Below are 25,303 nucleotides of genomic sequence, written 5' to 3' on the forward strand. Positions count from 1 at the left end.
ATTTTTAATTCTGAGCGCAAATAGTGTACTTAAGTTCGGCTCTTTTTTAAACTTAAATATAAATATACAAGTCTAAAGGAGCGCAGTCGAGAACACTAGAAAACGATGCTTTTCAATCGAATCTCGGTAGCTTCGCTCGTTATCTACGATAATACTCGAGTTGAAATTTATTATAAGTATTTGTAAATAAGTTAATTACAATATTTCTTATACCCAAATTACATTAATTACGGAATTCCCGTAAGTGATTGAGATTCTTATGTTGTATTTTAAAGATTTAACATCTTAAATTTTTATAGCTATGAAAAAAAGAAATCTTATCTCGTTACAGTTAAACAAAAAATCTATTTCCAACCTTCAATATGAAAAAGTGGTTGGTGGAGCTACGTATCCTTGTTCTACAGGTCCAGGAGTGACTTCTGTACGACCGTATTATTGTAAAGTAATGTGCGAGTTTCCGCATACTGCTGATCCAGAAAATTGTCCGGCATAACGATATAAAGCGAACTTGGTTTCGCTTTTTTTTATGTGTATTTGAGAATGCATAAGCTAACTAAAATTTTAATCTTTTAATGATTGAATCGTTCAATTTTTTAATCTTTTAAGTACTTTTAGCACACAGACAATTATTATCAATATTCATGTTCACGCCAAAATTCAAAAGATACCTCGCGCAAATTCTGCCATTTGGTGTAATATGGTTGCTTTTTGGAATCATTTTCTTATTGATTGAAATTGCCGCAACGAAAGATTATGCCTATCGTCCGAAAAGTGTTATTGAAGTCAATCTGCAAGTTTTTGTATTTGCCATGTTTGCGGTAACTTTGGTAGGTTTGCTTATTGGAACTATTGAAGTTTTGTTTCTCAATCGGCTTTTCGCGAAAAGTAGTTTCTTAAAAACCATCTTAGGAAAACTAGTCATCTACTCTCTTTTTTTATTTCTGATTATCGTCATCATGTATCCAATCGCGGCGAGTATGGAGTTGAAAATAAGCATTTTCGACTCGGCTATTTGGAATAAATTTTATGAATATTTAAAGAGCATCACATTTATAAGTACTGGTTTTCAGATGTTTATTTCATTAACTGCTTCCCTATTCTATGCGGAAATCAGTGAAAATATTGGTCACGGCGTGTTGGCAAATTTCATCAGAGGAAAATACCACAGACCCAAAGAGGAAAACCGAATTTTTATGTTTTTAGACATGAAATCGTCCACCACAATTGCTGAACAATTAGGACATGTTCGGTATTTTGAATTGTTAAAAGAATACTACTACACGCTGTCGGACGCAGTTGTTGCGCATTCTGGAGAAATCTATCAATATGTCGGTGATGAGATGGTGATTTCGTGGACATATAAAAACGGAATTCAAAACAACAATTGCATTGCTTGTTTCTTTAAAATGAAAGCGGATGTACAAAAAAAGCAAGACGAATTTAACAAACGATTTGGTGTAGTTCCCGAATTCAAAGCCGGATTGCACTTAGGAACCGTGACCACAGGCGAGATTGGTGCGGTAAAAAAAGACATCATTTTCACAGGCGATGTGTTGAATGCTACCGCACGCATTCAAGCACTTTGCAATACTTTGGGCGTTGACATCCTTATCTCAGAAGATTTGAAAGAAGCGCTCGTACTCGAATCAAAATTTAAAGCCATCTCTAAAGGAAACCAAGAATTACGTGGAAAACAAACTTTGAAAGAATTGTTTACAATTCAGTTTAGGAGTTGAAAAGTTTATAAGTTTATGAGTTTATCAGTTAACGTCAACGTCACATCGAGTGGTTTTCGATAGAAAATTGTATCGAGATGTGCTATGAAGTTCTACTAGGTTCAAAAATTACTTCAATCTTTCAATCATTTAATCTTTCAATTGATTCAGTTTATAAGTTGAAAAGTTTAGGTGTTTATCAGTTAACGTCAACGTCACATCGAGTAATTTTCGCTAGAAAATTGTATCGAGATGTGCTATGAAGTTCTACTAGGTTCAAAAAAATTACTTCAATCTTTCAATCATTTAATCTTTCAATTGATTCAGTTTATAAGTTGAAAAGTTTAGGAGTTTACTTTTATTAAGTTCTACAAATTCTAAACGTCACATCGAGTGTTTTTCTGAGTGAAACGAGGAAAATTGTATCGAGATGTGCTCTGAAATTCTATATGTTCAAAAAAATTACTTCAATCTTTCAATCATTTAATCTTTCAATAAAAAAAAGATAGAAGCATACATACAACTACACTTCTATCTTCCTTAACTAACTCAAAATTGATAATTATATATAGTAGGATATAATTCAAATTAGCAGTTATACAAAGAATTTCCACATCCTTCTGGTGTACAACTTAATTCAGGAGCTGAAAAACAAGTTTCTACATTCAATGTATAACAATCAACGCGACCAGTATTGGTACCACAATCATTTGTTGGGTTGCAATTACACGACAACGTTGGCGGTGGACAATCGGCTGTGTTTCCTCCTTTTACTGTTTGCGCTTCAAAAGAAGCTACATTCTGTTTTTTTAACAATAGTTTTAAGTTCAATTCTTTTTTCTTCATGGTAGGTATTTTTAAAATTAAATTCATATTAGCCAATATCTCCACAGACGTATGGTTCACAACTTAAAATTTTATCGGTATAACAAGCCTCTTCACGGATAGTGATACACACAAAAGGACACGTAACAGCATCTGAACAGATGTCGGATTGTTGACATACATCTGGTTCCACAGTAATTGGCTCACTATCAACCGCTGTTCCGCCCTTAATTCTCTTGGCTTCAAAAGAAGCTACTTTGCTCTTTCGTAAACTTAGTTTTACATTCTTTTTTTTCATGTCGACAGTTATTTACATCTCAATTGGCTTGCAATTATCAAACTTAGGATCGGTACACGAACAGGTTTCAATTGGGCACAAGCTATTATGTGTTAAAGGTTCGTCGGAAGGATTCGCGTTCACAGCTCCTCCAATAATTATGTTAGCATCTAAAGAAGCGATGACGTTCTTTTTTAAAGCTAACTTTATAGTGAAATGTCTTTTTTTCATGATGTGATTTTTAAATTAAGTTACATAAATTTACTAATAATCAAACATTTACAACTACATAGAAACAATACTTCCACTACGTTTTTACAATAAAAACTCATTTTATACCGATTGGTATATTTTTTTAACTATCTTTACTGCATGATTACCAAAGCCGAAAAAACAGCTGCATTTATTATAGAAACCGTTGCGCCTATTTTTAATAAAAACGGATACGCCGCTACGAGTATTTCTGATATTACCAATGCAACAGGCTTAACAAAAGGCGCGATTTACGGAAACTTTAAGAACAAAGAAGAACTTGCCATTGCGTCATTTAAGTACATGGTAAGACTACTCATGAAGGAATTGGTAAAACACATGGACAAAAGTGATTCTCCAATTGAAAAACTCTATTTAATTACCGATTTCTATCGCAATTACTATCTGTATACAAATAAAATGGGTGGTTGTCCTATTTTAAATGTGGGCGTTGACGCGAACAATCAAAATGCATTATTATTACAAAAAGTCCGTACCATCATTCAACGCATTCAAGACCAATTGGCAACTATTATTGAAGACGGTATTGCTTGTGGTGAAATTTCAGATAAAATCAACGCCATGCACGTAGCAAAACGAATTGACACCATGATACAAGGTGCTATTTTTATGGCATATACGATGGATGACGATTTTTACATTCAAGACACCATGAACCAAATTGACCAAATGATACAACAGCAATTAAAAGCATAACACTATTTTTTTACATCAAAATATACCGATTGGTATATTAAAAACTCACACTATGAAAGATTTACCAAAAATTCTAGAAAGTACCGCAACCATCCGATTTCAAGACTGTGATCCGTTGAATCATCTCAACAACAGCAAATACTTGGATTATCTCATCAACGCGCGTGAAGATCAATTGATTGCACATTACAATCTAAATATTTTCGAAAACGCCAAAAATACAGGAACTACGTGGGTTGTAGGCTCGCATCAAATCGCGTATATACGTCCAGCTTTAGTGATGGAAACCGTGACTATTCAATCACAATTGATTCAATACGGAAAAAAGCAACTCTTGGTGGAAATTCGCATGTATAACGAAGATAAAACCGAACTCAAAGCGGTCATGTGGAGTTCATTTGTCCATTTTAACGTGCTCAAAGGAAAAGCACACGAACACAATGATTACTTCTTACAATTATTCGAAAACGTACAACTTCCCGTAGAAGAGTCAACCTTTGACAAACGCATCAAAAGTTTACGCTTGGCAATGGTTTCGTGATAAATAAAAAAAGTTAGATTTCGTTCTTTTCCGCAGTGTAGTAGTAATTGTTCGTAGAAGTTTATCGAATATTTATAAATGATTACTATATAAATTTCAAAACTTAAAAATAGAGCTTGACAAACCAGAATTTCGAAAAATTACTACGGTTTTAGTTTTTCTTCAAAAAAGAAAAACTAAAAACACCTCTGGAAATCAAAGATTCATGAGTACCATATTGAAGAATATAAAACTCACGAACTAAAAGCGCCTTTTCTTTTGTTTCTTTTCTTTGGGCGAGCAAAGAAAACGAAAGTAAGAAGCTAAATTTATGTTATTTACTCATTTTTTTAAAGTCAAAACTAAATTTATATCGAAAGAGCTGTTTTTTATCAGTTTTTCCAAATTTGTTTTTAACTATCTTTACACCAAACAAAATAGTTCATGAATCTTCGTCGCTATATCGATCACACATTGCTAAAACCCACAGCAACTATTGCGGATATTGAACAACTCTGTAAAGAAGCTGTAGAGCACCATTTTTTCTCGGTTTGTGTCAACAGTTCGTATGTAAAAACGGCGAAGGAATTCCTTCCAAAAGACACCGACGTAAAAGTGTGTAGCGTGATTGGTTTTCCGCTTGGCGCGACAAATCTAAAAGGGAAAATTGGCGAATTGCTGCAAGCGAAAGAAGACGGCGCAGACGAGTTTGATATGGTCATCAATATTGGGTTATTAAAATCTGGAAAGTTTGCTGAAGTAAAGCACGAAATTATGTGTTTAAAAACCTTGGCAAACACTGCTATCTTAAAAGTCATTATTGAAACCTGTTACCTTTCGGATGAAGAAATAGTAAAAGCTTCTGAAATTGCCGTGGAAGCTGGAGCTGATTTTGTAAAAACCTCTACAGGATTTGGAACTGGCGGTGCTACTTTAGAAGCGATTGAACTCATAAAAAATGCCGTAAACGGAAAAGCACAACTAAAAGCTTCTGGCGGAATTCGTGATGCGGAAACGGCTATAAAATATATCAATGCAGGAGTTTCACGTATTGGAACATCTAACGGAATTGCTATAGTTTTAGGAACTTCCGCACAAAATAATTATTAAAATATGAGCGTACATATCAACGCAAAAAAAGGAGACATTGCACCGACGGTTTTATTGCCTGGCGACCCAATGCGTGCCAAATGGATTGCAGAAACATTTTTAGAAAACCCTGTACGATACAACGATGTTCGTGGCATGTTTGGCTTTACAGGAACGTACAAAGGAAAACCTGTTTCAGTACAAGGAACAGGAATGGGCGCACCCTCAATTTCAATCTATTCACACGAGCTCATTAACGAATATGGCGTACAAAAACTGATTCGTGTGGGAAGTGCTGGTTCATACCAAAAAGACGTAAAAATTAGAGATATTGTCGTTGCCATGTCGGCGTCGTCTAACAATAGTATGAACGATTTGCCCTTTGCGGGAGAAAACTTCGCACCGACTGCCAATGCGGAGCTTTTTGTACAAGCATTGCAAGCCGCCAAAGAAAAAAACATTTCAGTAAAAGCGGGAAACATCTTAACCAGTGATATTTTTTACCAAGAAGATGCCGATTATTATAAAAAATGGGCAAAACACGGTGTTTTATGCGTCGAAATGGAAACTTCTGCCTTATACACCATCGCAGCGCGTTTTCAAGTAAAAGCATTATCTTTACTCACTATATCGGACAGTTTGGTGACGCATGAAAGCACTACTTCCGAAGAGCGCGCGCAGACTTTCAATGAAATGATTGAAATTGCACTCGCTATCAGTTAACAACAAAGACACCTTTTATGAAAAAAAATGTATTGCTCGTTTTGAGCCTTTTCTTAGTTATCAATTGTTTTGCACAAGAAAAAAAAGACGCTAAAAAATCTACAGAATCGGAAACTTCTGTGTATTACTTAATTCGTCACGCAGAAAAAGATCGTTCTGACAAAGAAAATAGAAATCCTGATTTAACCAAACAAGGAAACAACCGAGCGGCGTATTGGGCGTCTGTATTTGAAAAAGTCCCTTTTGACGCTATTTATTCCACAGATTATAATAGAACAAAACAAACGGCGCAACCAACCGCAGACGCCAAAAAATTGCCTATAAAAATCTACGATCCAAGAAACATACAATTAGACCGTTTTTTAAAAGAAACCCAAGGAAAAACCGTGTTGATTGTTGGACATAGCAATACCACACCTCATTTTGTAAATCGGTTGCTTCAACGAGAAGATTACGAATCAATTGCCGATGATAATAATGGTAATTTATACATTGTAACCATTTCTGGCAATTCTAAAACTGCACAATTATTGACGGTAAACTAAATAAGTCAAGATGATAAACAAAAGAAAGCTGTTTTTGAAGTTCTTATTTCGTCAAACTGAACTTCAAAAACAGCTTTTTTAATACACAAATTTTGTAGGTTACCAATTAAAACTTCAATCCTACACCAAATCCTATCACTAGCGGATTGATATCTACATCTGCTCCTACTGTTGCTCCTAGTGCGCTGTTAGCATTGACAGTAGCATCTGTTTGAATCAATATCTTTTTGACATCAAGGTTTAAAAACCATTTTTCGCTCAATGCGTAATCAAATCCAGCCTGGAAAGCAAATCCGAAACTGTTGTCATAATCCACATCATCTGCAACAGGACCTTCATCCGCTCCATAAAAAATGGTATAATTAATTCCCGCACCTACATACGGTTTAAAATCTCCTATTGGGTAATGATATTGAAATGTTAGCGTTGGTGGCAATAACCAAACATCACCTAAATCAATATTTCCTGCGGCTGTATTTACAGCTTCTACCTCATGATTTGCGGTTCCCAAAATCAATTCTGCAGCCCAGTTTTCAGTAAAAAAATAAGTAAAATCCAGTTCAGGTACATACGCTGTGGAAATGGAAACATCGCCGCCAATAGCTTCAATAGAAGCACTTTCATTCGGAATTATTGAGATAAATCGCGCGCGAACTTGCCACTTTTTAAAAGTATTTTGATCTTTTTGTTGAACATCTTCTTGTGCTGTTAGTTGAAACATTCCTAACATTAAAAAAACACTAAATATTGCTTTTTTCATACGTCTATTATTTAATAATTATGACACAAATGTATGCGCGACTTTTTCCCAGAAAAATGACAAAAGTCATAGTTTTTTGAAAGATAGTTTTCGCTATTTTAAAAGCTTCAATATCGATATACTTGTCATTCCAAGAAATGTTAGTAACTTTGGCAATTCATGCAAAAAAATATCAACATACAAAACAGAAAAGCGCGTTTCCAATACGATATTTTGGATACCTATACCGCTGGAATCGTACTCACAGGAACGGAAATTAAATCCATTCGTATGAGCAAAGCCTCTATTGCCGAAAGTTTTTGTGAGTTTAATGAACGTGGCGAATTGTTTGTAGTGAATATGTACATTGAGGAATATGCTTTTGGTACACATTACAATCACAAACCCAGAAGCACGCGTAAGTTATTGTTGAACAAGAAAGAATTACGAAGTCTCAACAAAGAAGTTAAAAATTCAGGCTTAACAATTGTTCCATTGCGCTTATTTTTAAACGAGCGTGGATTGGCAAAACTTACCATTGCGTTGGCAAAAGGTAAAAAACTTCACGACAAGCGTGAAACGATTAAAGACCGCGATAACAAACGTAATTTAGATCGCATTAAGAAGAGTTATTGATTGTTATTTATATTTCTTTCAATATCCACTATAAAAAATTGAAATCCCTCTCGCAAATACACTTACGAAAGGGATTTTTTAATTGAAGATTTAAGACATGCTTACCGTTGAAGCATATTGCGTTTGTAACACTTTTTGATATGCCGCAATTTGTGCAAAAAACCAAACAAACGGTTCTGTTTGTCCATGTAAAATGCAATCATTGTTGCATACACTTTGCAACAATCCTTGTAGGTTTGCCTCCTTCAAAGCTGCAATTCCAGAAGATTCTTTGAAAAATAACGAACAATACGGTATGTTTTCAGCTTGTACATTTTGTAACGTGATATTTCCACTTTTTACCAAAATAGCAACGGATTCCGATGTTTCGTGAATCCCTAGCACAATCGACAAATCTGGTGTTTGAGGATGTACCTGTTTTTTAAGAAATTCAATAAACGAAACACTCCAATCATGTAATGCTGCAAGTGAAATATTCGTATTCTTTGTTGCATTGCGAATGATGGCAAGTTGTGCATCTACTTCTTTTTCTGCTTCAATGAGTGCCGCAAGTGTTTTATCCACATCTTCTTTTGTGTGTGCTGCAGAGCAAATAAAGCGCAAACGTCCTTTTCCTGGCTCTACAATCGGATACGTAACCGCAGAGGTTTGCACGCCTTTTTTGTATAAACTTTGTACGATTGCATACAATTTATCTTTGTCACTAAAATGTGGCGTTACAATAGGTCCATCGCCTGTTCCTAAGTCGTAACCCGCAGCTTCAAATTGATTTCGCATGTAACGTGTTGTACTCCATAAACGTTCTTGCAAAGCGGCATCTGAGCGAAGTCGCCTCAACGCTGTCAACGCTGCTGCCATATCGGCTGGACTCACAGATGCCTGAAAAATATAAGCTCTTGAAGATGATTTTAACAAATCGACATGTTCTTTGCTAGCTGCCACAACGCCTCCAAGACTTCCCATCGCTTTACTTAAAGTAGTCATAATAAAGTCTACTTCTTCAGTCACGCCTTGTTCAGCGCAAATTCCCGCACCATTTTTACCATAAAAACCAAACGAATGTGCTTCGTCAACCAACACAAGCGCATTGTATTTTTTTGCCATTCGGACAATGTTTGCAACAGGCGCAGCACCTTCTCCCATACTGTACACACCTTCTAACACTACTAATATTGTATTGTACGGAGAAGTTTCCGATTGTAATACTTCTTCCAAATCGTTTACATCGTTGTGTTTAAAAGTTCGTACAGTCGCACCACACAAACGCGCGCCGTCAACGATAGAAGCATGACATAATTGGTCAATGACGACAACATCATTTTTACCTAAAAGTCCCGCCACAGCACCAACATTTGCCGTATATCCTGTTGGAAAAAGACAAGCGCTTGACTTTCCGACCAAATCGGCAAATTCTTTTTCAAATTCCAAATGTTGGTCGGTCATACCAGAAGCGGCGGCAGAAGTTCCCATGCCTGTTCCGTGATTTTCGAGTGCAATCAACGCTTCTTGTATAACTTTTTTATCACGATTTAAGCCTAAATATAAGTTGGTTGTCCAAATAATCGCTTCTTGTGTTTCGTCATTATATGCATCACCGACTATTCCTTTGGTAGCACTTCCTGTTTTTAAAACTTTACTATACGGATTTCTTCTGTTATTGTTTACCATTTGCATCACTTCTTGCACCAATTTGCTCTTATCCGTAACACTCCAAGCAGTTGCTTTTGCCGCTTGAAATGTTGGATGACTCGATTGAATGTGTGTTTGAAATGTTGCTAAAGAATCCGAAGTTGTATTGACCATACTTTTACAAGACATCGTTTCTACATCGCTAGATGCAAACACTAAATGCTTTGCCAATGCTTCTGGAGTTGGATGGTCAAAAACCATGCGTTTTGGTATTTTTCTGTTGATGACTCTTGATAGTCGACTGCTGAATTCTAATGACGTTAGCGAGTCCAATCCCAAGGCTTCAAACGATTGGTTTGGTAAAATAGAAGCTGTGTTTTTTATGTTTAAAATTGTAGCAACTTCTTTGATGATAGCTTTTTGCAACGCTTCTACTGTAGTTTGAGTACTATTTATTTCAAAAGAATCATCTGTGTAAGAAGTGTTATTTTTTGCCAATTCGGAAAGCTTTTTTCTGTCTAATTTATCATTCGGTAATAATGGTAATTCATCCAAAAACGTAATCATTTGTGGAATCATGTATTTTGGCAATCGTTCCGAAGCATAGGATTTGATAGCTTCATCTGTGATTGAAGCATCTTTTGTCACCACATACGCCGCCAATATTTTTTGACCTATTCCACCTTCAATTGCCGCTGCTGCTACAGCATCAATTCCTGTCATGGTTTCGAGTGTCGATTCAATTTCTTCGAGTTCAATTCTGTATCCTCTAATTTTTACCTGCTGATCGGCTCTTCCTAAAAATTCTATTTCACCATTGTCCAATCTGCGGCACACATCGCCAGTTTTGTATAAACGACTGTCTGTAATTTCATCAGTAGGTGTTATTTCTATAAATCGCGCTTTGGTTTGTTCATCGTCGTATAAATAACCTCGTGCTAATTTCGGTCCCGCTAAATACAATTCTCCTGCTTCTCCTATGGCAACAGGCTTTAAATTTTCATCTAAAATATACGAGCGCGAATTTGGATGCGATTTCCCTATAGTCACAACTTCAGTTCCTTTAGAAACTTCTGCTATGGTTGAATATACCGTATCTTCGGTAGGTCCGTACGCATTCAATACTCTTGTAATTGATGGTTGTTCGTACGCTTGTGCCACGAGTGAACGCTTTAATGCTTCTCCTCCAAAAACTAAGGTTTGAACGTTTTTTGGCAAATCTTCCGTAGCCAATAACGCTTGCACTGATGACGGCACCATGACAATGGTTCTTAATTTGTCTGACGCAGGAATTTGTGTCACTTCTAGTGCATTTTTTGCCAGAATTAGCATTCCTCCTAACGCCAATGTTCCCATGATTTCTAGTACAGATGTATCAAAACATACAGATGCGCCAGCAAACATTCCATACAATTCTTCATCGCTAAATACGGTACGCGAAGCTGCTACCATAGCAACAACATTATGCTGTTCAACTGCAACACCTTTTGGTTTTCCTGTTGAGCCAGAAGTATAAATGATATATGCTAAGTCATTTTCAGTTGCTTTAATAGTTTCTTCCGTATGCGCTCCAACGCTGTTTATCCAAATGACTTCGTTTACCTTTTTACATAGGTTGGCTGTTTTTTCATCATCTACAAAAGCAGCAATGGCTTTGGAATGTGATAACATATAATCGATTCGTTCTTTCGGATAGTTAGGATCTAACGGAACATAGGCGCAACCTGCTTGCATAACTCCCAACAATGTAGCTACCAATTCCCATGAACGACTCATGCAAACAGCTACTAACGAGCCTTTTGCAATTCCACGATAGTGCAATTCGCCCGCAACAGCATTTACTTTTTGTTGAAGTGTTTCGTAATTTATTTCGTTGAGTCCATCAATAATGGCGAGTTCTTTGGGTTTACAGCACATTTGTTGCTGAATCCAACTGCAAACTGTCCTAGGAAGTTTGTCTTTTTCTTCTGATAAAGTATTCATAATCATCTTTCTTTATTAGTTACTAATTTGTTTTTAAAGTCAGATGGATTATGGGGAAGTCCGATACAATCATATATGATGCATCATGTTTAATTTAAAAATGACAGTTACAGTTTTTGTTATTGTATAAATATACGCATATTGTTAATTTTTATCTTCCAACATCGGCACAAAGCGAAATTCTCCAAATTCTTTTTTAGTAAATTCTTTTTCGGAAGTTCTAATGAATAAGGTCATGATTTGTGCTTTTTCGCCCACTGGAATGACCAATTTTCCGCCTATTTTTAATTGCCCCAATAACGGTTTTGGTACAAACGGCGCACCTGCTGTTACTACAATTCCGTCAAAAGGTGCTTGTTCGGGTAAGCCTTTGTAACCATCGCCAAAGATGAGTTTTTTGGGTCTGTAGCCTAATTTTGGCAGAAACAAGCTCGTGCGTTTAAACAATTCTTTTTGTCGTTCAATGCTGTAAACTTTTGCGCCTAATTCGAGCAACATCGCGGTTTGGTAGCCGCTTCCTGTACCAATTTCTAAAATGGTGTCACCACTTTTAATTTCGAGCAATTGTGTTTGAAATGCTACCGTGTACGGTTGCGAAATTGTTTGATCGGCAGCAATTGGAAAGGCTTTGTCTTGATATGCATGCGCTTCAAAGCTCGAATCCATAAACAAATGGCGCGGAATATTTCGAATACCATCCAGCACTTTTTCGTCGGTAATTCCTTTGTCGGCAACAATTTGCGCCAACTGATTTCGCATGCCTTTATGTTTGAACGAATCTTTCATTTGCTCACAAAAGTAACAGTATTTTTTGGCTATCAAACTAAAAAAATTAGTAAAAATACAACTGATTGACAACGAATGTGTTTCTGTAGTAAATTCACAACTTATCAAAAATACCCTTAAAAATTAGCATATAATTATATAATTGTTGATGATAAGGCAACGGTTTTGGAAAAATAAATTATTTTTGTGGAAAACACTTTTTTTATGCTAAAAGCTGGAGTTTTAGGTGCTGGACACTTAGGAAAAATTCACCTTCGTTTATTACAACAATCTTCCCAATACGAACTTGTCGGTTTTTATGATGCCAATCCTGAATACGCAAAGAAAATCGTAAAAGAGTTTGGCTACACGTATTACGATTCTATTGATGCGTTGATTGATGCGGTAGATGTTATTGATATTGTGACTCCAACCCTTTCACATCACGAATGTGCTAAAAAAGCCATTTTGAAAGGAAAGCATGTGTTTATTGAAAAACCGATTACCAATACGGTTGCTGAAGCGGAAGAATTAATTGCGTTGGCAAAAAAACATAAGGTTAAAGGACAAGTAGGACATGTAGAACGTTTCAATCCTGCGTTTATGGCGGTGAAAGATCAAATTAATACGCCAATGTTCATTGAAACTCATCGTTTGGCAGAATTTAATCCGCGCGGAACCGATGTCCCTGTGGTGCTCGATTTAATGATTCATGATATTGATGCGATTTTAAGTGTGGTGAATTCGCCTATAAAGCAAATTAACGCCAGTGGTGTTTCTGTTATTAGCAATTCGCCAGACATTGCCAATGCGCGATTGGAGTTTGAAAATGGTTGCGTTGCCAATCTGACGTCCAGTCGAATTTCCATGAAAAACATGCGTAAAAGTCGTTTCTTTCAGCGTGATGCGTATATTTCTGTGGATTTTTTAGAGAAGAAAGTAGAAGTCGTAAAAATGAAAGACGCGCCTAAAAAAGCGGATGAATACGCCATGATTCTTCAAAATGCAGAAGGCGTGAAAAAGCAAATCTACTTTGAAAACCCTGATATTTCGCAAAACAACGCCATTTTGGACGAATTGGAAACCTTTGCAGACGCCATCAATAACGACACTACACCAATTGTTTCGCTAGAGGAAGCTACAGAAGCATTACGCATCGCGATTCAAATTATAGAAACTTTCGAAAAATAATTTTTCATGCATTTATTAAAATACGCTTTATTAGTACTTTGCTGTTGTTCGATATCGTTTTCGTTCGCGCAAGAAGAAAAAATCAAGATTAAAAGTACAGAACAAATTAATGTTTCCAATTTAATAAAGGACATTCAAATTCTTAAAAAAGAACAAGACAACTTTAAAATGGTTTGGTGGATTCCTACTGAATATTGGGAAGTAGTTTTGAATGGAAGCAACGTAATTCCGGCAGAAGATATTGAACCTTTTACAAATACATTGGACGAATATATTTTAGTAGGCTCTATGCATGCTGAAATGACACAATACGGTGATTTTAAACCAAAATATATCAATCTTCAATTGAAAGACAGTAAAGGAAACATTTATGAAGAGTTGAAAAGTTCTGAAATTTCTGCTGAATATCATGAAATACTTTCTTCGCTGAAGCCTTCTATGACAGAAACTTTAGGAGAACTCGGAAGGCAGATGAAATTTCATGTATTTAAAAAAACTGGAAAAGATGGAAAGTTGATAGCACCGATGAATCAATATGGTGAGTTTACAATTCTTTTCAATAAAAACAACAAGTTCAATTATAAATTGCCGCTCGGCAGTATGGTTGAAGAAAAAATGTGCCCTCAAGACAATGAGTTGCTCAATGGAAACTGGCGCTTTTGTCCTTGGCATGGAAAAAAACTAAAATTACAGACAAAATAAATACGCAAAACACTATGAAAAATGTAGCTGTTATCGGAGCAGGAACTATGGGCAACGGAATTGCACATACGTTTGCTCAATTTGGCTTTAAAGTACAATTGATTGATATTTCGCAAGCTTCTTTAGATAAAGGAATCGCAACCATTACGAAAAACTTGGATCGTATGGTGGCGAAAGAAAAAATCTCAGAAGAAGACAAACAGAATACACTGAATAATATTACCACATTTACCAACTTAAAAGAAGGTGTGGAATATGCTGGCTTGGTCGTGGAAGCGGCTACGGAAAATGTGGATTTAAAACTGCAAATTTTTAAAGATTTAGACGAATTATGTCCCGATGATACCATCTTGGCAACCAATACTTCTTCTATTTCTATCACACAAATTGCAGCCGTAACTTCGCGTCCTGACATGGTGATTGGAATGCACTTTATGAATCCAGTGCCGATTATGAAATTGGTGGAAATTATTCGTGGATACAACACATCGGATGAGGTTACCAATACCATCATGGAATTGTCGAAAAAACTCAACAAAGTTCCCACAGAAGTTAATGACTATCCAGGATTTGTAGCCAATCGAATTTTAATGCCCATGATTAACGAATCTATTGAAACCTTGTACAATGGCGTGGCTGGCGTACAGGAAATTGATACGGTAATGAAGTTGGGAATGGCACATCCTATGGGACCATTGCAATTGGCAGATTTTATCGGATTAGACGTGTGTTTGTCTATTTTGAATGTAATGTATGAAGGATTTAAAAATCCGAAATACGCACCGTGTCCATTGTTAGTCAATATGGTGATGGCTGGAAAATTGGGTGTAAAATCTGGAGAAGGTTTTTACGATTACTCAGAAAGTAGAAAAGCAGAGAAAGTTGCAAAAATGTTTGGCTAATGATAGCTACTAAAACGTATAGCTTAACGCGAGAAAAATACCGTGATGTTTTCTTTTTTGTTTTTGGAAGAAGTCTGTTGCAACTCTTACCATTTTTAGTTGTATGGACGTTGTTATTCGGCTGGCAAGTTGGGCAACTAATTGCTTTGTATAGTTTGATTGTTCTAATTATTGTAGGATTCAGTTACTTGATTTTGACCTATGTAAAAAACATGGAACCGTATTTTTCGGAAACTCAGCTACATTTTGATGAAGAAACTTTGCAGTTCACTAAAAATGGCGAACAAGTTTCGTGGAAAATAGGGCTGTTAAAAAATGTCATTACCAAAGACGATTATTGGCTGATTTATGTGTCAAAAACCAAATACATTTATATTGCAAGAGATATTTTTTATTCGGACGACGATTTAAAAAAGTTTGAAACCTATATCAACGCTTGAAACAACTCGTAATCATACTGTGTTTGTGCCTGCTTGGCTGTCAAAAAACGAATTCAAAAAGTGAACCAAAACATCTAGACAAAACGGCAACTGTTTCTAAAAATTCATTTGCTGTTTTTGATTCGTTATTCGAGCAGAATCCAGCTTTCCGTGCAAATAGTTTTGACTTTCCTGTTGGAAAACCCAATGCTAAAGGCTATTACAATGCTCAAAAATTCACCGAAAATAATCATCTAGGTGAAGATTGGAACGGTACAGGCGGCGGAAACTCTGATTTGGGCGATGCTGTGTACGCAATTGGAAATGGTTATGTAAAATTTGCTGAAAACGCAGGTAGTGGCTGGGGAAATGTTATTCGCATTGTGCATCAATACAACGGAAATTATTATGAATCGTTGTATGCGCATTGTGACACTATTTTCGTAAAAAAAGGTACTTTTGTTCCCAAAGGAATGCAAATTGGCACTATTGGCAATGCAGATGGCGCTTATTATGCACATTTGCATCTAGAAATTCGCGATGATATTTTCATGGAAATTGGTGGCGGATATAGCACAAATACGAGCGGATTTCTAAATCCGACAACATTTATCAAATCAAACAGCAACTAACGTGGCAAACATCAATCCATTCAAAGCAGTACGACCAACGCGCGACAAGGTTAGCTTAGTCGCTTCTCGCTCGTATCAAAGTTACACGCAAGACGAACGTGAAGCACGATTGGATTACAATCCGTTTTCGTTTCTGCACATCGTAAATCCAGGATATAAATATCACAAAGAAATTTCTGGAAAAGAGCGTTATGGTTTGGTGCGCAATCGTTATTTGGAGTTTAAAGAAGATGACATTTTTGTACAAGATGAATCGCCGTGTTTTTATATTTATCGCGTTGTGAATCGCGAACAGCAAGTATTCACAGGAATTGTCGCTGCAGCCAGTACGGAAGATTACAAAAATAATGTCATCAAAAAACACGAAGATACGATTGAATACCGCGAGCAAGTGTTTAAAGAATACCTAAAAACGGTTGGCTTTAATGCAGAACCTGTACTCCTCACCTATCCTGATTCTGATAGTATCAGTTCAATTTTAGCAAAATATACAGAAACGCGTGCCGAATTTGAATTTACGACGACCTATCGCGACACGCATTATTTGTGGTTGGTGGAAGATGCCAATGACATCAAAGTCATTCAAGATGAATTTGCGCGCATTGGCGATGTATATATTGCGGACGGACATCATCGTTCGGCGTCTTCTTTTTTGTTGAGTGAAGATGCACAAAAGGAAAGCTACCGTTCGTTTATGAGTTATCTCATTCCGGAATCGGAGTTGCGCATTTATGAATTTAACCGTTTGATTAAGGATTTGAATGGCTTGTCGAAAGAGCAATTTTTATTAGAACTCGATCAGCTATTTCGTATTGAAAATAGAGGATTGGAATTGTACAAACCGTCTAAAAAACATCACTTTAGCATGTATTTGGATGGCGAATTTTACTCGTTATACTTGCGAAAAACACATTACAATTTTACAGATTCGCTCAGCGAATTGGATACACATATTCTCTACATCACCATTTTAAAACCTATTTTGGGCATTACCGATTTGCGAAACGACAGTCGAATTGATTACGGATATGACAAACACAATGTCATCGAAATGAAAAACCGCATTGACTCAGGCGAATTTGCTGTTGGTTTCGGACTCGTTCCTGTAAATGTGGACGAAATGAAACGCATTGCAGACGAAGGACTCACCATGCCACCAAAAAGCACCTACATAGAACCAAAATTGCGAAGTGGCGTTACGATTTATGAGTTTTGATTTTGGTTGTTGGTTCTCAGTTGTCAGTTGTCAGTTGTCAGTTGTCAGTGAAAATACTTTTTCATTTTACATTTTGAGTTTTATATTTTAAATTTCGTTATTCGTTATTCGTGAATTTTTCACTCTTAACTCATCACTTTTAACTAAGTTGTTGGTTGTCGATTGCTAGTTGCTGTTTTTTTTATTCTCTTGATATTGGATGTTGAATTGTTGCAAACTCTTAAAACAATAAAATTTAGGAAATCTAAGCTGTTCTCGATACAACAAACTTGCGTTCGCCACTCGAACGGACATATGATATTTCAAGTTCGAGTTGATAATTAGACTTAAGTTAAAGCAATAGCACATTTTCAAATTATCAAATTTTCACATCAAAAGAGGCGTCACTTCGAGTGAAATTTCGCAGAAATTTTGTATCGAGAAGTACTTTGAAATTCTAAATGTAAAATATACAACGTTACTTGTAAGAAGTTAAGCCAAGTTCAAATTGAAAGACCAAACACCCAAAACCCAACACCCAAAACCTAACACCCAAAAAACCTACAAATACACATTCGTCACTAACTGCTCTACAGTGGCGTGGTCGCTTCCGCCTTTGGGTTCAATCGTAATGTTCAGTGACGTTGCTTCATCAATATAATTCATTACTACGACGTCTTTGTTTTTATCAATCACGCCCATATTAATCATTTCGCCTTCTACATCTGCCCACATTTGATAGGTTTTGTCGGCTGGCAATTCAGGAAGTTTCTGAACGTTGACAATCGCAGATTTCGCTTCATGATTGATGTATGCTGTGGCAAATCCGCCAGGAATTTTAGCATTGCCTTTCATAGCGTATTGCAAAGTGTTCGGGTCTTTTACGATGGAAGCCAATAACTGCGAACTTTCCAAATCAGTTTGTAAGTTTTGAATTTGCGATTTGATATCGTTGAGTTCTTTTTGTGTGACTTGCAAATCTTCTTTTGTGGAATTCCATTGGGTAAACATCCAAAGGGAGCTTATCATAAACAACGCTGCCAAACTAGCGGCAATCCATAAAAAGGTTTGTGGTTTGGCTTCTTTCGGAAGTTGTTTTACATCGGTATATTCTTGTCGAATCGATTCAAATAAATCTTCTTTAATGAAATCTGGTGGCTGAATGGCATTTTCGAGAGAAACATTTTCAAAATCCTGTTCAATTTCAGCATACTTTTGAGCGAGTTCAGCATCGTCTGCTAACATTTTTTCAAGCATAGCGACTTTCTCGTCAGGCAACAAACCTAATAAGTACATCTCCAACATTCCGCTTTCTATGATAGTGTTTCTATCTTTCATGCCAACAATTCTAAAATACAAATTAACATCAGTGACTCTTGGTCATATACTTCGCGTAACTTTTTAATGGCTTGTCGCACATACGATTTAAAAGTTCCTAAGGGAACGCCCATTTCTTCATGCGCCTCTCTGTGTGTAAGTCCGTTAAAGTATATTAATTTTAGGGCTTTTTGATGATGAGCATCGAGTTTTGCCAAAGCTCCTTTTAATTCTGTGTGCAGATCATCATGTGCTTCTTCGCCTTCATCTTTATATACACTTAAATCTTCCATTTGGATGAGATTGTCCTTTTTTCTTAGAAAATTTAGTGTTGTATTTCGAGCAATACGATATAGCCAAGTGTAGAATTTTCCCTTAGTTGCATCGTATAAATGTGATTTATTCCATGCTTTTATAAACGTTTCTTGTAAAATTTCTTGTGCAGCTTCTTCATTTCTGCTCATGCGAATGATAACACCATAAATTGCACCAGAATACATGTCGTATAACTTGGATAGTGCGGTTTCGTCACGATTTTGAAATCGTTCAATGAGAATGGAGTCGTCTTTCACTTTTGAAATAAATCTTCTCAAATTTAAAAAAATTTTTGACCAAGCTCATCCAAAAGATAAAAACTTGTGTATATATAAATGAAAGCGCTTAGAAAATTAGAAAAAGAATTAAAATTTAAAAACTAAAAAAAATTATTATGAAAAAATTAATCCTAACAATTACAACCATTGCAATATTTGCGTTTGCAACCCAAACAACGGCACAAAACCAAGACGTCGTAGACATTGCAGCTTCTAACAAAAGTTTTTCTACGTTAGTTACTGCTGTGAAAGCGGCTGGTTTGGTAGATGCATTAAAAGGTGAAGGACCATTTACTGTATTTGCACCCACAAATGATGCTTTTGGAAAAATAGACCAAAACACATTAAGTGCTTTATTGAAGCCAGAAAATAAGTCAAAATTGACGGCTGTGTTAACATACCACGTGATTAAGGGAAAATTGACTGCAAGTGATGTAGTCGCTGCTTTGAAAAAGGGAAAAGGAAAAGTAACATTAACAACGCTTAGCGGAAGCAAAATAACCGTTGTACAAAACGACAAAGGAATTTGGTTGAAAGATGCTAATGGAAACTATAGCATGATTTCAAAAACGGATATTATGGCTAGTAACGGTGTCATTCATGTCATAGACACTGTCGTGATGCCATAATTAGTGTTGGTTAGTTTTACAAGTTGGAGGAACGTTTTTAAAAAAAGCGTTCCTCTTTTTTTGGTTTTGGGTGTTAGCTGTTGGAGGTTAGATTGTATTACAAAAACCAAACACCCAAGACCTATTTAGACCGCGAGCCTACAAACTGCTGCGATTTGTTTTTAAACAACACATTAAACGTTGTTAAACTTCCGTAAATTCTTGTAATATATTGTTGCAAGTCTATTTTTTCTTGCTCTTCCAAATTGCTGGAATTTATTTTTTGTTCCATCACGCGAATGCGGTCGCGTACCATGACGATTTTGTGAAAGAAACCATCAATAGGTAATTCTTTACTTTTTAAATTGGTGCCGCCAGGTTCTAAAATCAGTTTTCCGTCTTTCCACTTATCGCCTATCGGAACAATTTCTGAAACATCCGACCATTTTTTGAGCATGTTTCGCAAAATGGTTTCTACTTCATAAAAACTCACCGTATCGACTTCATCTTCTACAGCGTCAATTACTTCAAAATCGCTATCAATATCAATCGTTTCCAATCCGTTGTCGATAAAAGTTACCCAATAATGTTTGGACGTTACGTTGGTAACTACGCCCAATCCGTATGTTTCGTGCTTTATGCGAGAGCCGATGCCTAAAATGTTCATGTTCTTTTTTGGTATTGTTATTGTTTTACTCGTAATTATAGTTCAATAATTTGTACATTTAATTCTTGAAAATCAGCAACCTCTGGGCAAGCCTACGGAGTAGAAGAAGGAAATAAAAACCGACATCTGTGTTGAGCATTCATAATTTCGTGTACTGAGTAAAAATAACATCCTATGACAAATCTAACAACACTTACAGTAAAAAATATCATATTCAGTTTATGTATAAGTCTGACCTGTTATGCTTGCGCGAATGAAAAAAAGCAAACCCCAAAGCCAAAAAAAAAAATTGCTCTACAACAAGAAACTGAAATTGAAGAACCTATCATCAATCCTGAAGGAAAAACAATTGAAGAACGCTTCAACACACCAGAAAATTACACCAGAGTTCCACTTGAAGCAACACATTTTGGAACGTATCTGCGAAAATTACCGCTAAAACCATTCAACAGCACCGTTAAATATTATGACGGACGCGAAAAATACAACGACAACGTCTACATTTCTGTGGTCGATATGGAAATTGGTACGCGCGATTTGCAACAATGTGCCGATGCCGTAATGCGCCTACGCGGTGAATTTTTATTTGAGCAAAATCGTTTACAGGATATTCACTTCAACTTTGTTTCGGACGGAAAACCACGCTACTTTACAAAATATGCCAAAGGCGATCATTCGTATAAAAAATTCAGACGTTACATGAATTACATTTTTGCGTATGCAAACACAGCTTCTTTACGAAAAGAATTAGAAGTCGTTCCAAACATAGAAGATATCCAAGTGGGCGATGTGTTTATACAACAAGGAAATCCGTTTGGGCATGCTGTCATTGTAGTGGATGTAGCGAAAAATGAAGAAGGAGAAAAAATATTCATGATTGCCCAAAGTTACATGCCTGCACAAGAAACTCAAGTCTTAGTCAACAATCAAAATGCAGCACTCAGTCCTTGGTATATTGCAAAAAAAGGAACCGTACGCACACCTGAGTGGACATTTGAAAGCACCGATTTAAGACGATTTAAAAACTAACCAACTCCATGAAAAAAATCGCAAAAATTCTAGGTAAGTTTCTCTTAGGAATTGTCATCACGCTATTAATTGTATTTACCGTACTATACTTGGCTTACAACGAACCTGTTCCACAAGTTTCAGATAGTAGTAAAGCGGATGTACTCGCACGTCAAATGCTGACTGCGTTAAATTATGACGCCTATCAAAATACGCGCTATTTGAGTTGGACGTTTCCTGGCGGGCATCACTATGTTTGGGATAAAGACCAATACAACGTTGAAGTGTCGTGGAGTGACGTACAAGTACAACTCAATTTAAAAAAACCTAATACAAGCACTGTCACAATAAATGGAAAACCCTACACCAACAATGACAAAACGGACTATATAGAAACGGCACTTTCGTACTTTCACAACGATTCATTTTGGGTAGTTGCGCCTTATAAAGTCTTTGATGAAGGTGTAACACGAAGTATTGCTAAAAACGAAGCGGGCGAAGAAGGATTGTTGGTAACCTACACAAGTGGCGGAACCACTCCTGGCGATTCCTACTTATGGCATTTGGATGAAAACGGTCGTCCGAAAGGCTATCAAATGTGGGTGGATATCATTCCTATTGGCGGATTGTATGCTTCTTGGGACAATTGGCAACCAATGGAAAGTGGCATATCCTTAGCGACTCTACATAGTCTATTGGTCTTAGATATTGATATTGAAAATCTTAAAGCTTGGAATTAGAGATTCGTAATTTGTTAAAATTTTAGAGCTTTTTGTGTGAATTGTTAAACTTTTTCCAGCATATTTTAAAAAAAAAGTTAACTTTAGCGCACTTTTATTAAACTAAAACTTCTATTAATCAATTTATCAATTATGAGAAAGAACTACTTCTTTTTAGTATTGTTACTTCCTTTCTTCGCCTTTTCGCAAGGAAAGTCATTTTGGAAGCAAAGCAATACTACTAACTTCCAAGAGGAAGAACTATTAGTAAGAACGTCCATTCCCACGGTATATGATACATATACGTTAGATTTACAATCTTTAAAACAATTGCTAGCGTCGGCTCCTGACAGAGATGTAAACATTCAGTCAGAAATCGTAATACAATTTCCAGGTGCAGAAGGAAAAATGGAAAACTTTGAAGTATACAATGCTTCTGTATTAGAACCATCGTTTGCAGCAAACTATCCTGACATTCAATCGTATGTAGCTATCAGTAGAGAAAATACAGGTACTGTACTTCGTTTTTCTACCACTATCTTCGGATTCCATGCCACGGTTCATGCAGTTGACAAAACTTTGTACATTGATCCAATGACAAAAGACTTGCAAACGTACATGATGTATGAAAAATCAAACTTATATCGTACGGTAGCTGATGATTATATTGGATGTATGGTGGAAGATGCTGTTGATGACAATTTGTCTGGACGCAGTGCTACTGATGATTTTCAACTAGAAAATGCTAACGATGGACAGTTACGTACGTTCCGTTTGGCATTGGCTTGTACGCAAGAATATGCAAACTATCACATCAACGCTGCGGGACAAGCTGCTGCTACAGATGCTGTAAAAAGAGCAACGGTTTTAGCGGCAATGAACGTTACCATGACAAGAGTAAATGCTGTTTTTGAAAGAGACATGTCGTTAACGATGACATTGGTAGACAATACAAGTATCATTTTCTTAGCGGAAAACGACGGATATACCGATAGTGATGCTTCACAATTAATCAACCAAAACCAAGCGATTGTAACTGCAAACATTGGTTCAGCAAACTATGACATCGGTCACGTATTTACTACTGGTGGTGGTGGATTGGCTGCATTAGGTAGTATCTGTTTTACCAATAACAAAGCACAAGGAGTTACAGGTTCTCCAAACCCTGTAGGCGATCCTTTTGATATTGACTTCGTAGCACACGAAATGGGACATCAATTTGGTGCGCCGCATACCTTTAATGGAAACCAAGTAAACTGTTCAGGTGGAAACCGAAACGCGGCTACGGCTGTAGAACCAGGAAGTGGAACAACCATTATGGCGTATGCAGGAATTTGTGGTTCAGATAACGTGCAAAATAATAGTGACGATCATTTCCACGCAATTAGTATCGATAATATGTGGACACGTTTGAACCAAGCACCAATCTGTTCTAATAATACAGCAAACGGAAACACTGCACCAACAGTAAATGCAGGAAATGATTATACGATTCCGTATGGAACTGCTTTCACCTTAGATGGTACTGCTACTGATCCTGATGGAACTACCTTATCATATTGCTGGGAGCAAGTGGATGTCGGAACCGTTTCAGGAGTTCCTTCTCCAACAAACACGACAGGACCACAATTTAGATCGTATTCTCCTGTGGCTACAGGCGATCGTACATTCCCACAATTAAGCGATATTTTAGACGATAACTTAACGCCACAATGGGAAGTAATGCCAAATGTAGCTAGAACTATGACATTTGCGTTAACCGTAAGAGACAATGGAACACCAAATGGTGGACAAACAAATAGAGATGACATGACCGTTACCCTGGCTAACACAGGGCCATTTAGAGTAACTGCGCCAGATACTACAGACCAAAGTTTTGTAACTGGTGAAACGACCACAGTAACTTGGGATGTTGCTGGAACTACTGCTAACGGAATCAATACATCTAATGTAAATATCTTATTATCTACAGATGGTGGACAAACATTCCCAACCGTATTAGCTGCTAACACGGCAAACGACGGTTCTGAATCAATCACATTTCCATTTATATTTGAACCGTATTGTAGAATCAAAATTGAAGCTGTTGGAAACATCTACTTCGCAATTTCTAAATCGTTCTCTGTAGGAGCTACGGTAACAACCAATACAGTTTGTAACACGTATACTACTGGACCAATTGCAACGCCAATTCCAGATAGTACAGGAGCGAATGTACAAGGAACTCCAGTATTTATTCCTGTAACAGTTACAGAATCTACACCAATTACAGATATCAGAGTAAGTGCTGATGTAACTCATGCATGGATAGGTGACTTAATTATGCAATTGCAAGCTCCAAATGGCGGTGGATTCTCTAATATTTGGGCACGAACTTGTAATGATGCACAATACGGAAATGTAGATGTTACCTTCCGTGATGGCGAACCAACTATTATGTGTGCTTCACCAACCGTTGGAACCTACGCACCTGCAAACCCTATGACTGGATTTAACGGAAATAATCCTTCTGGTACGTGGAACTTGGTATTTGTGGATTTCTTTAACGGAGATTCTGGTATCGTAAATGAATGGTCTATTGAATTGTGTACTACTACAACGTCAGTAGTATTAAGCAACGAAGAATTTGAGTTAGACAACTTTGCACTCTATCCAAATCCAAACAAAGGAGAGTTCTCGTTATCGTTCAACTCTACGTCTGGAGAAGATATCAGCATCAACGTACACGACATTTCTGGTAGATTAATTCACAGCAAGAACTACAATGCTACGGCTACTTTTAATGAAAACATTTCATTACGCAACGTAAGCACAGGAATGTACTTAATTACAGTAACAGACCAAGAAAGAACCGTTACAAAGAAATTGATTATTGAGTAATCAAGTTTCTATATAACATACTTAAAACTCCGAAGCAAACACTTCGGAGTTTTTT

Annotated in this window: 27 protein-coding genes; 18 read left to right on the forward strand and 9 right to left on the reverse strand. The window is 36.7% G+C overall.

Going from position 1 to position 25,303, the window contains the following annotated elements; genetic code table 11:
* Positions 1–301: 301 nt before the first annotated feature.
* Together C8N46_RS19465 and C8N46_RS19470 are read left to right on the forward strand one after the other, a co-directional pair.
* Positions 302–493 carry a hypothetical protein gene (locus C8N46_RS19465; RefSeq protein WP_108116790.1) on the forward strand — a complete coding sequence of 64 codons (192 nt, stop codon included), beginning with the start codon at positions 302–304 and terminating at the stop codon, positions 491–493.
* Between the two features lie 148 nt (positions 494–641).
* Positions 642–1,736, forward strand: a complete 1,095-nt coding sequence (locus C8N46_RS19470) for an adenylate/guanylate cyclase domain-containing protein (protein WP_108116791.1) — start codon at positions 642–644, stop codon at positions 1,734–1,736.
* Between the two features lie 567 nt (positions 1,737–2,303).
* On the opposite strand, the gene C8N46_RS19475 is transcribed toward C8N46_RS19470, so the two are convergent.
* Genes C8N46_RS19475 through C8N46_RS20230 form a run of 3 tightly spaced genes read right to left on the reverse strand, consistent with a single transcriptional unit; the run spans position 2,304 to position 3,048 of the window.
* A complete protein-coding gene (locus C8N46_RS19475) occupies positions 2,304–2,561 on the reverse strand; it encodes a hypothetical protein (RefSeq protein ID WP_146169905.1) in 258 nt (85 codons plus the stop codon).
* Positions 2,562–2,589: 28 nt separating this feature from the next.
* Positions 2,590–2,838, reverse strand: coding sequence for a hypothetical protein (locus C8N46_RS19480; protein ID WP_108116793.1), 249 nt, complete (start codon positions 2,836–2,838; stop codon positions 2,590–2,592).
* A gap of 12 nt (positions 2,839–2,850) precedes the next feature.
* Positions 2,851–3,048 (reverse strand): hypothetical protein, encoded by a 198-nt coding sequence (locus C8N46_RS20230; RefSeq protein ID WP_146169906.1) that lies wholly within the window; start codon positions 3,046–3,048, stop codon positions 2,851–2,853.
* 141 nt (positions 3,049–3,189) lie between these two features.
* Here C8N46_RS20230 and C8N46_RS19490 point away from each other — a divergent pair, with 141 nt between their 5' ends.
* From C8N46_RS19490 to C8N46_RS19510, 5 genes are all read left to right on the forward strand, one after another.
* The gene (locus tag C8N46_RS19490; protein WP_108116795.1) at positions 3,190–3,786 is read left to right on the forward strand and encodes a TetR/AcrR family transcriptional regulator; all 597 of its coding nucleotides are present in this window, start codon (positions 3,190–3,192) and stop codon (positions 3,784–3,786) included.
* 52 nt (positions 3,787–3,838) lie between these two features.
* Positions 3,839–4,327, forward strand: coding sequence for an acyl-CoA thioesterase (locus tag C8N46_RS19495; RefSeq protein WP_108116796.1), 489 nt, complete (start codon positions 3,839–3,841; stop codon positions 4,325–4,327).
* A gap of 423 nt (positions 4,328–4,750) precedes the next feature.
* Positions 4,751–5,416 carry a deoxyribose-phosphate aldolase gene (gene deoC, locus C8N46_RS19500; RefSeq protein WP_108116797.1) on the forward strand — a complete coding sequence of 222 codons (666 nt, stop codon included), beginning with the start codon at positions 4,751–4,753 and terminating at the stop codon, positions 5,414–5,416.
* 3 nt (positions 5,417–5,419) lie between these two features.
* Positions 5,420–6,118 carry a purine-nucleoside phosphorylase gene (gene deoD / locus C8N46_RS19505; RefSeq protein WP_108116798.1) on the forward strand — a complete coding sequence of 233 codons (699 nt, stop codon included), beginning with the start codon at positions 5,420–5,422 and terminating at the stop codon, positions 6,116–6,118.
* Positions 6,119–6,135: 17 nt separating this feature from the next.
* Positions 6,136–6,663, forward strand: a complete 528-nt coding sequence (locus tag C8N46_RS19510) for a SixA phosphatase family protein (protein ID WP_108116799.1) — start codon at positions 6,136–6,138, stop codon at positions 6,661–6,663.
* Positions 6,664–6,769: 106 nt separating this feature from the next.
* Here C8N46_RS19510 and C8N46_RS19515 read toward each other — a convergent pair whose 3' ends face one another.
* Positions 6,770–7,423, reverse strand: a complete 654-nt coding sequence (locus tag C8N46_RS19515; RefSeq protein WP_108116800.1) for an OmpW/AlkL family protein — start codon at positions 7,421–7,423, stop codon at positions 6,770–6,772.
* 159 nt (positions 7,424–7,582) lie between these two features.
* On the opposite strand from C8N46_RS19515, the gene smpB reads away from it, so the two are divergent.
* Complete coding sequence (gene smpB, locus C8N46_RS19520; RefSeq protein ID WP_108116801.1) at positions 7,583–8,038, forward strand: SsrA-binding protein SmpB; 456 nt, start codon at positions 7,583–7,585, stop codon at positions 8,036–8,038.
* 90 nt (positions 8,039–8,128) lie between these two features.
* On the opposite strand, the gene C8N46_RS19525 is transcribed toward smpB, so the two are convergent.
* Positions 8,129–11,650: an amino acid adenylation domain-containing protein gene (locus C8N46_RS19525; protein ID WP_108116802.1), complete on the reverse strand. Its 3,522-nt coding sequence runs from the start codon at positions 11,648–11,650 to the stop codon at positions 8,129–8,131.
* 144 nt (positions 11,651–11,794) lie between these two features.
* Positions 11,795–12,436: a protein-L-isoaspartate(D-aspartate) O-methyltransferase gene (locus C8N46_RS19530; protein ID WP_108116803.1), complete on the reverse strand. Its 642-nt coding sequence runs from the start codon at positions 12,434–12,436 to the stop codon at positions 11,795–11,797.
* Positions 12,437–12,640: 204 nt separating this feature from the next.
* On the opposite strand from C8N46_RS19530, the gene C8N46_RS19535 reads away from it, so the two are divergent.
* The 6 genes from C8N46_RS19535 to C8N46_RS19560 are packed head-to-tail and all read left to right on the forward strand — an operon-like array spanning position 12,641 to position 17,477.
* Positions 12,641–13,606: a Gfo/Idh/MocA family protein gene (locus C8N46_RS19535; RefSeq protein ID WP_108116804.1), complete on the forward strand. Its 966-nt coding sequence runs from the start codon at positions 12,641–12,643 to the stop codon at positions 13,604–13,606.
* 6 nt (positions 13,607–13,612) lie between these two features.
* On the forward strand, positions 13,613–14,308 hold the full coding sequence (locus C8N46_RS19540; protein WP_108116805.1) for a hypothetical protein: 696 nt from the start codon (positions 13,613–13,615) through the stop codon (positions 14,306–14,308).
* Positions 14,309–14,322: 14 nt separating this feature from the next.
* Positions 14,323–15,210: a 3-hydroxybutyryl-CoA dehydrogenase gene (locus tag C8N46_RS19545; protein ID WP_108116806.1), complete on the forward strand. Its 888-nt coding sequence runs from the start codon at positions 14,323–14,325 to the stop codon at positions 15,208–15,210.
* Complete coding sequence (locus C8N46_RS19550) at positions 15,210–15,650, forward strand: YcxB family protein (protein ID WP_108116807.1); 441 nt, start codon at positions 15,210–15,212, stop codon at positions 15,648–15,650. The genes C8N46_RS19545 and C8N46_RS19550 overlap by 1 nt, the downstream gene beginning before the upstream one ends.
* Positions 15,647–16,261 (forward strand): M23 family metallopeptidase, encoded by a 615-nt coding sequence (locus C8N46_RS19555; RefSeq protein ID WP_108116808.1) that lies wholly within the window; start codon positions 15,647–15,649, stop codon positions 16,259–16,261. The genes C8N46_RS19550 and C8N46_RS19555 overlap by 4 nt, the downstream gene beginning before the upstream one ends.
* Position 16,262: 1 nt before the next feature.
* On the forward strand, positions 16,263–17,477 hold the full coding sequence (locus C8N46_RS19560) for a DUF1015 domain-containing protein (protein WP_108116809.1): 1,215 nt from the start codon (positions 16,263–16,265) through the stop codon (positions 17,475–17,477).
* Between the two features lie 540 nt (positions 17,478–18,017).
* Here the strand turns inward: C8N46_RS19560 and C8N46_RS19565 are convergent.
* Positions 18,018–18,794: an anti-sigma factor gene (locus C8N46_RS19565; RefSeq protein ID WP_108116810.1), complete on the reverse strand. Its 777-nt coding sequence runs from the start codon at positions 18,792–18,794 to the stop codon at positions 18,018–18,020.
* A complete protein-coding gene (locus C8N46_RS19570; protein WP_245896969.1) occupies positions 18,791–19,366 on the reverse strand; it encodes an RNA polymerase sigma factor in 576 nt (191 codons plus the stop codon). The genes C8N46_RS19565 and C8N46_RS19570 overlap by 4 nt, the downstream gene beginning before the upstream one ends.
* A 116-nt stretch (positions 19,367–19,482) precedes the next feature.
* Between C8N46_RS19570 and C8N46_RS19575 the strand changes: the two genes are divergently transcribed.
* Complete coding sequence (locus C8N46_RS19575) at positions 19,483–19,995, forward strand: fasciclin domain-containing protein (protein ID WP_108116812.1); 513 nt, start codon at positions 19,483–19,485, stop codon at positions 19,993–19,995.
* 121 nt (positions 19,996–20,116) lie between these two features.
* Here the strand turns inward: C8N46_RS19575 and C8N46_RS19580 are convergent, their stop codons facing one another.
* The gene (locus C8N46_RS19580) at positions 20,117–20,641 is read right to left on the reverse strand and encodes a hypothetical protein (protein WP_108116813.1); all 525 of its coding nucleotides are present in this window, start codon (positions 20,639–20,641) and stop codon (positions 20,117–20,119) included.
* A 174-nt stretch (positions 20,642–20,815) separates the two neighbouring features.
* Here C8N46_RS19580 and C8N46_RS19585 point away from each other — a divergent pair, with 174 nt between their 5' ends.
* The 3 genes from C8N46_RS19585 to C8N46_RS19595 all read left to right on the forward strand — a co-directional run bounded on the left by C8N46_RS19585 (position 20,816) and on the right by C8N46_RS19595 (position 25,248).
* The gene (locus C8N46_RS19585) at positions 20,816–21,670 is read left to right on the forward strand and encodes a DUF4846 domain-containing protein (RefSeq protein ID WP_108116814.1); all 855 of its coding nucleotides are present in this window, start codon (positions 20,816–20,818) and stop codon (positions 21,668–21,670) included.
* An 8-nt stretch (positions 21,671–21,678) separates the two neighbouring features.
* Complete coding sequence (locus tag C8N46_RS19590; protein WP_108116815.1) at positions 21,679–22,389, forward strand: hypothetical protein; 711 nt, start codon at positions 21,679–21,681, stop codon at positions 22,387–22,389.
* A 132-nt stretch (positions 22,390–22,521) separates the two neighbouring features.
* Complete coding sequence (locus C8N46_RS19595) at positions 22,522–25,248, forward strand: zinc-dependent metalloprotease (RefSeq protein ID WP_108116816.1); 2,727 nt, start codon at positions 22,522–22,524, stop codon at positions 25,246–25,248.
* Positions 25,249–25,303: the final 55 nt, after the last annotated feature.

This window comes from Kordia periserrulae, assembly GCF_003054265.1.
Classification (GTDB): Bacteria; Bacteroidota; Bacteroidia; order Flavobacteriales; family Flavobacteriaceae; genus Kordia; species Kordia periserrulae.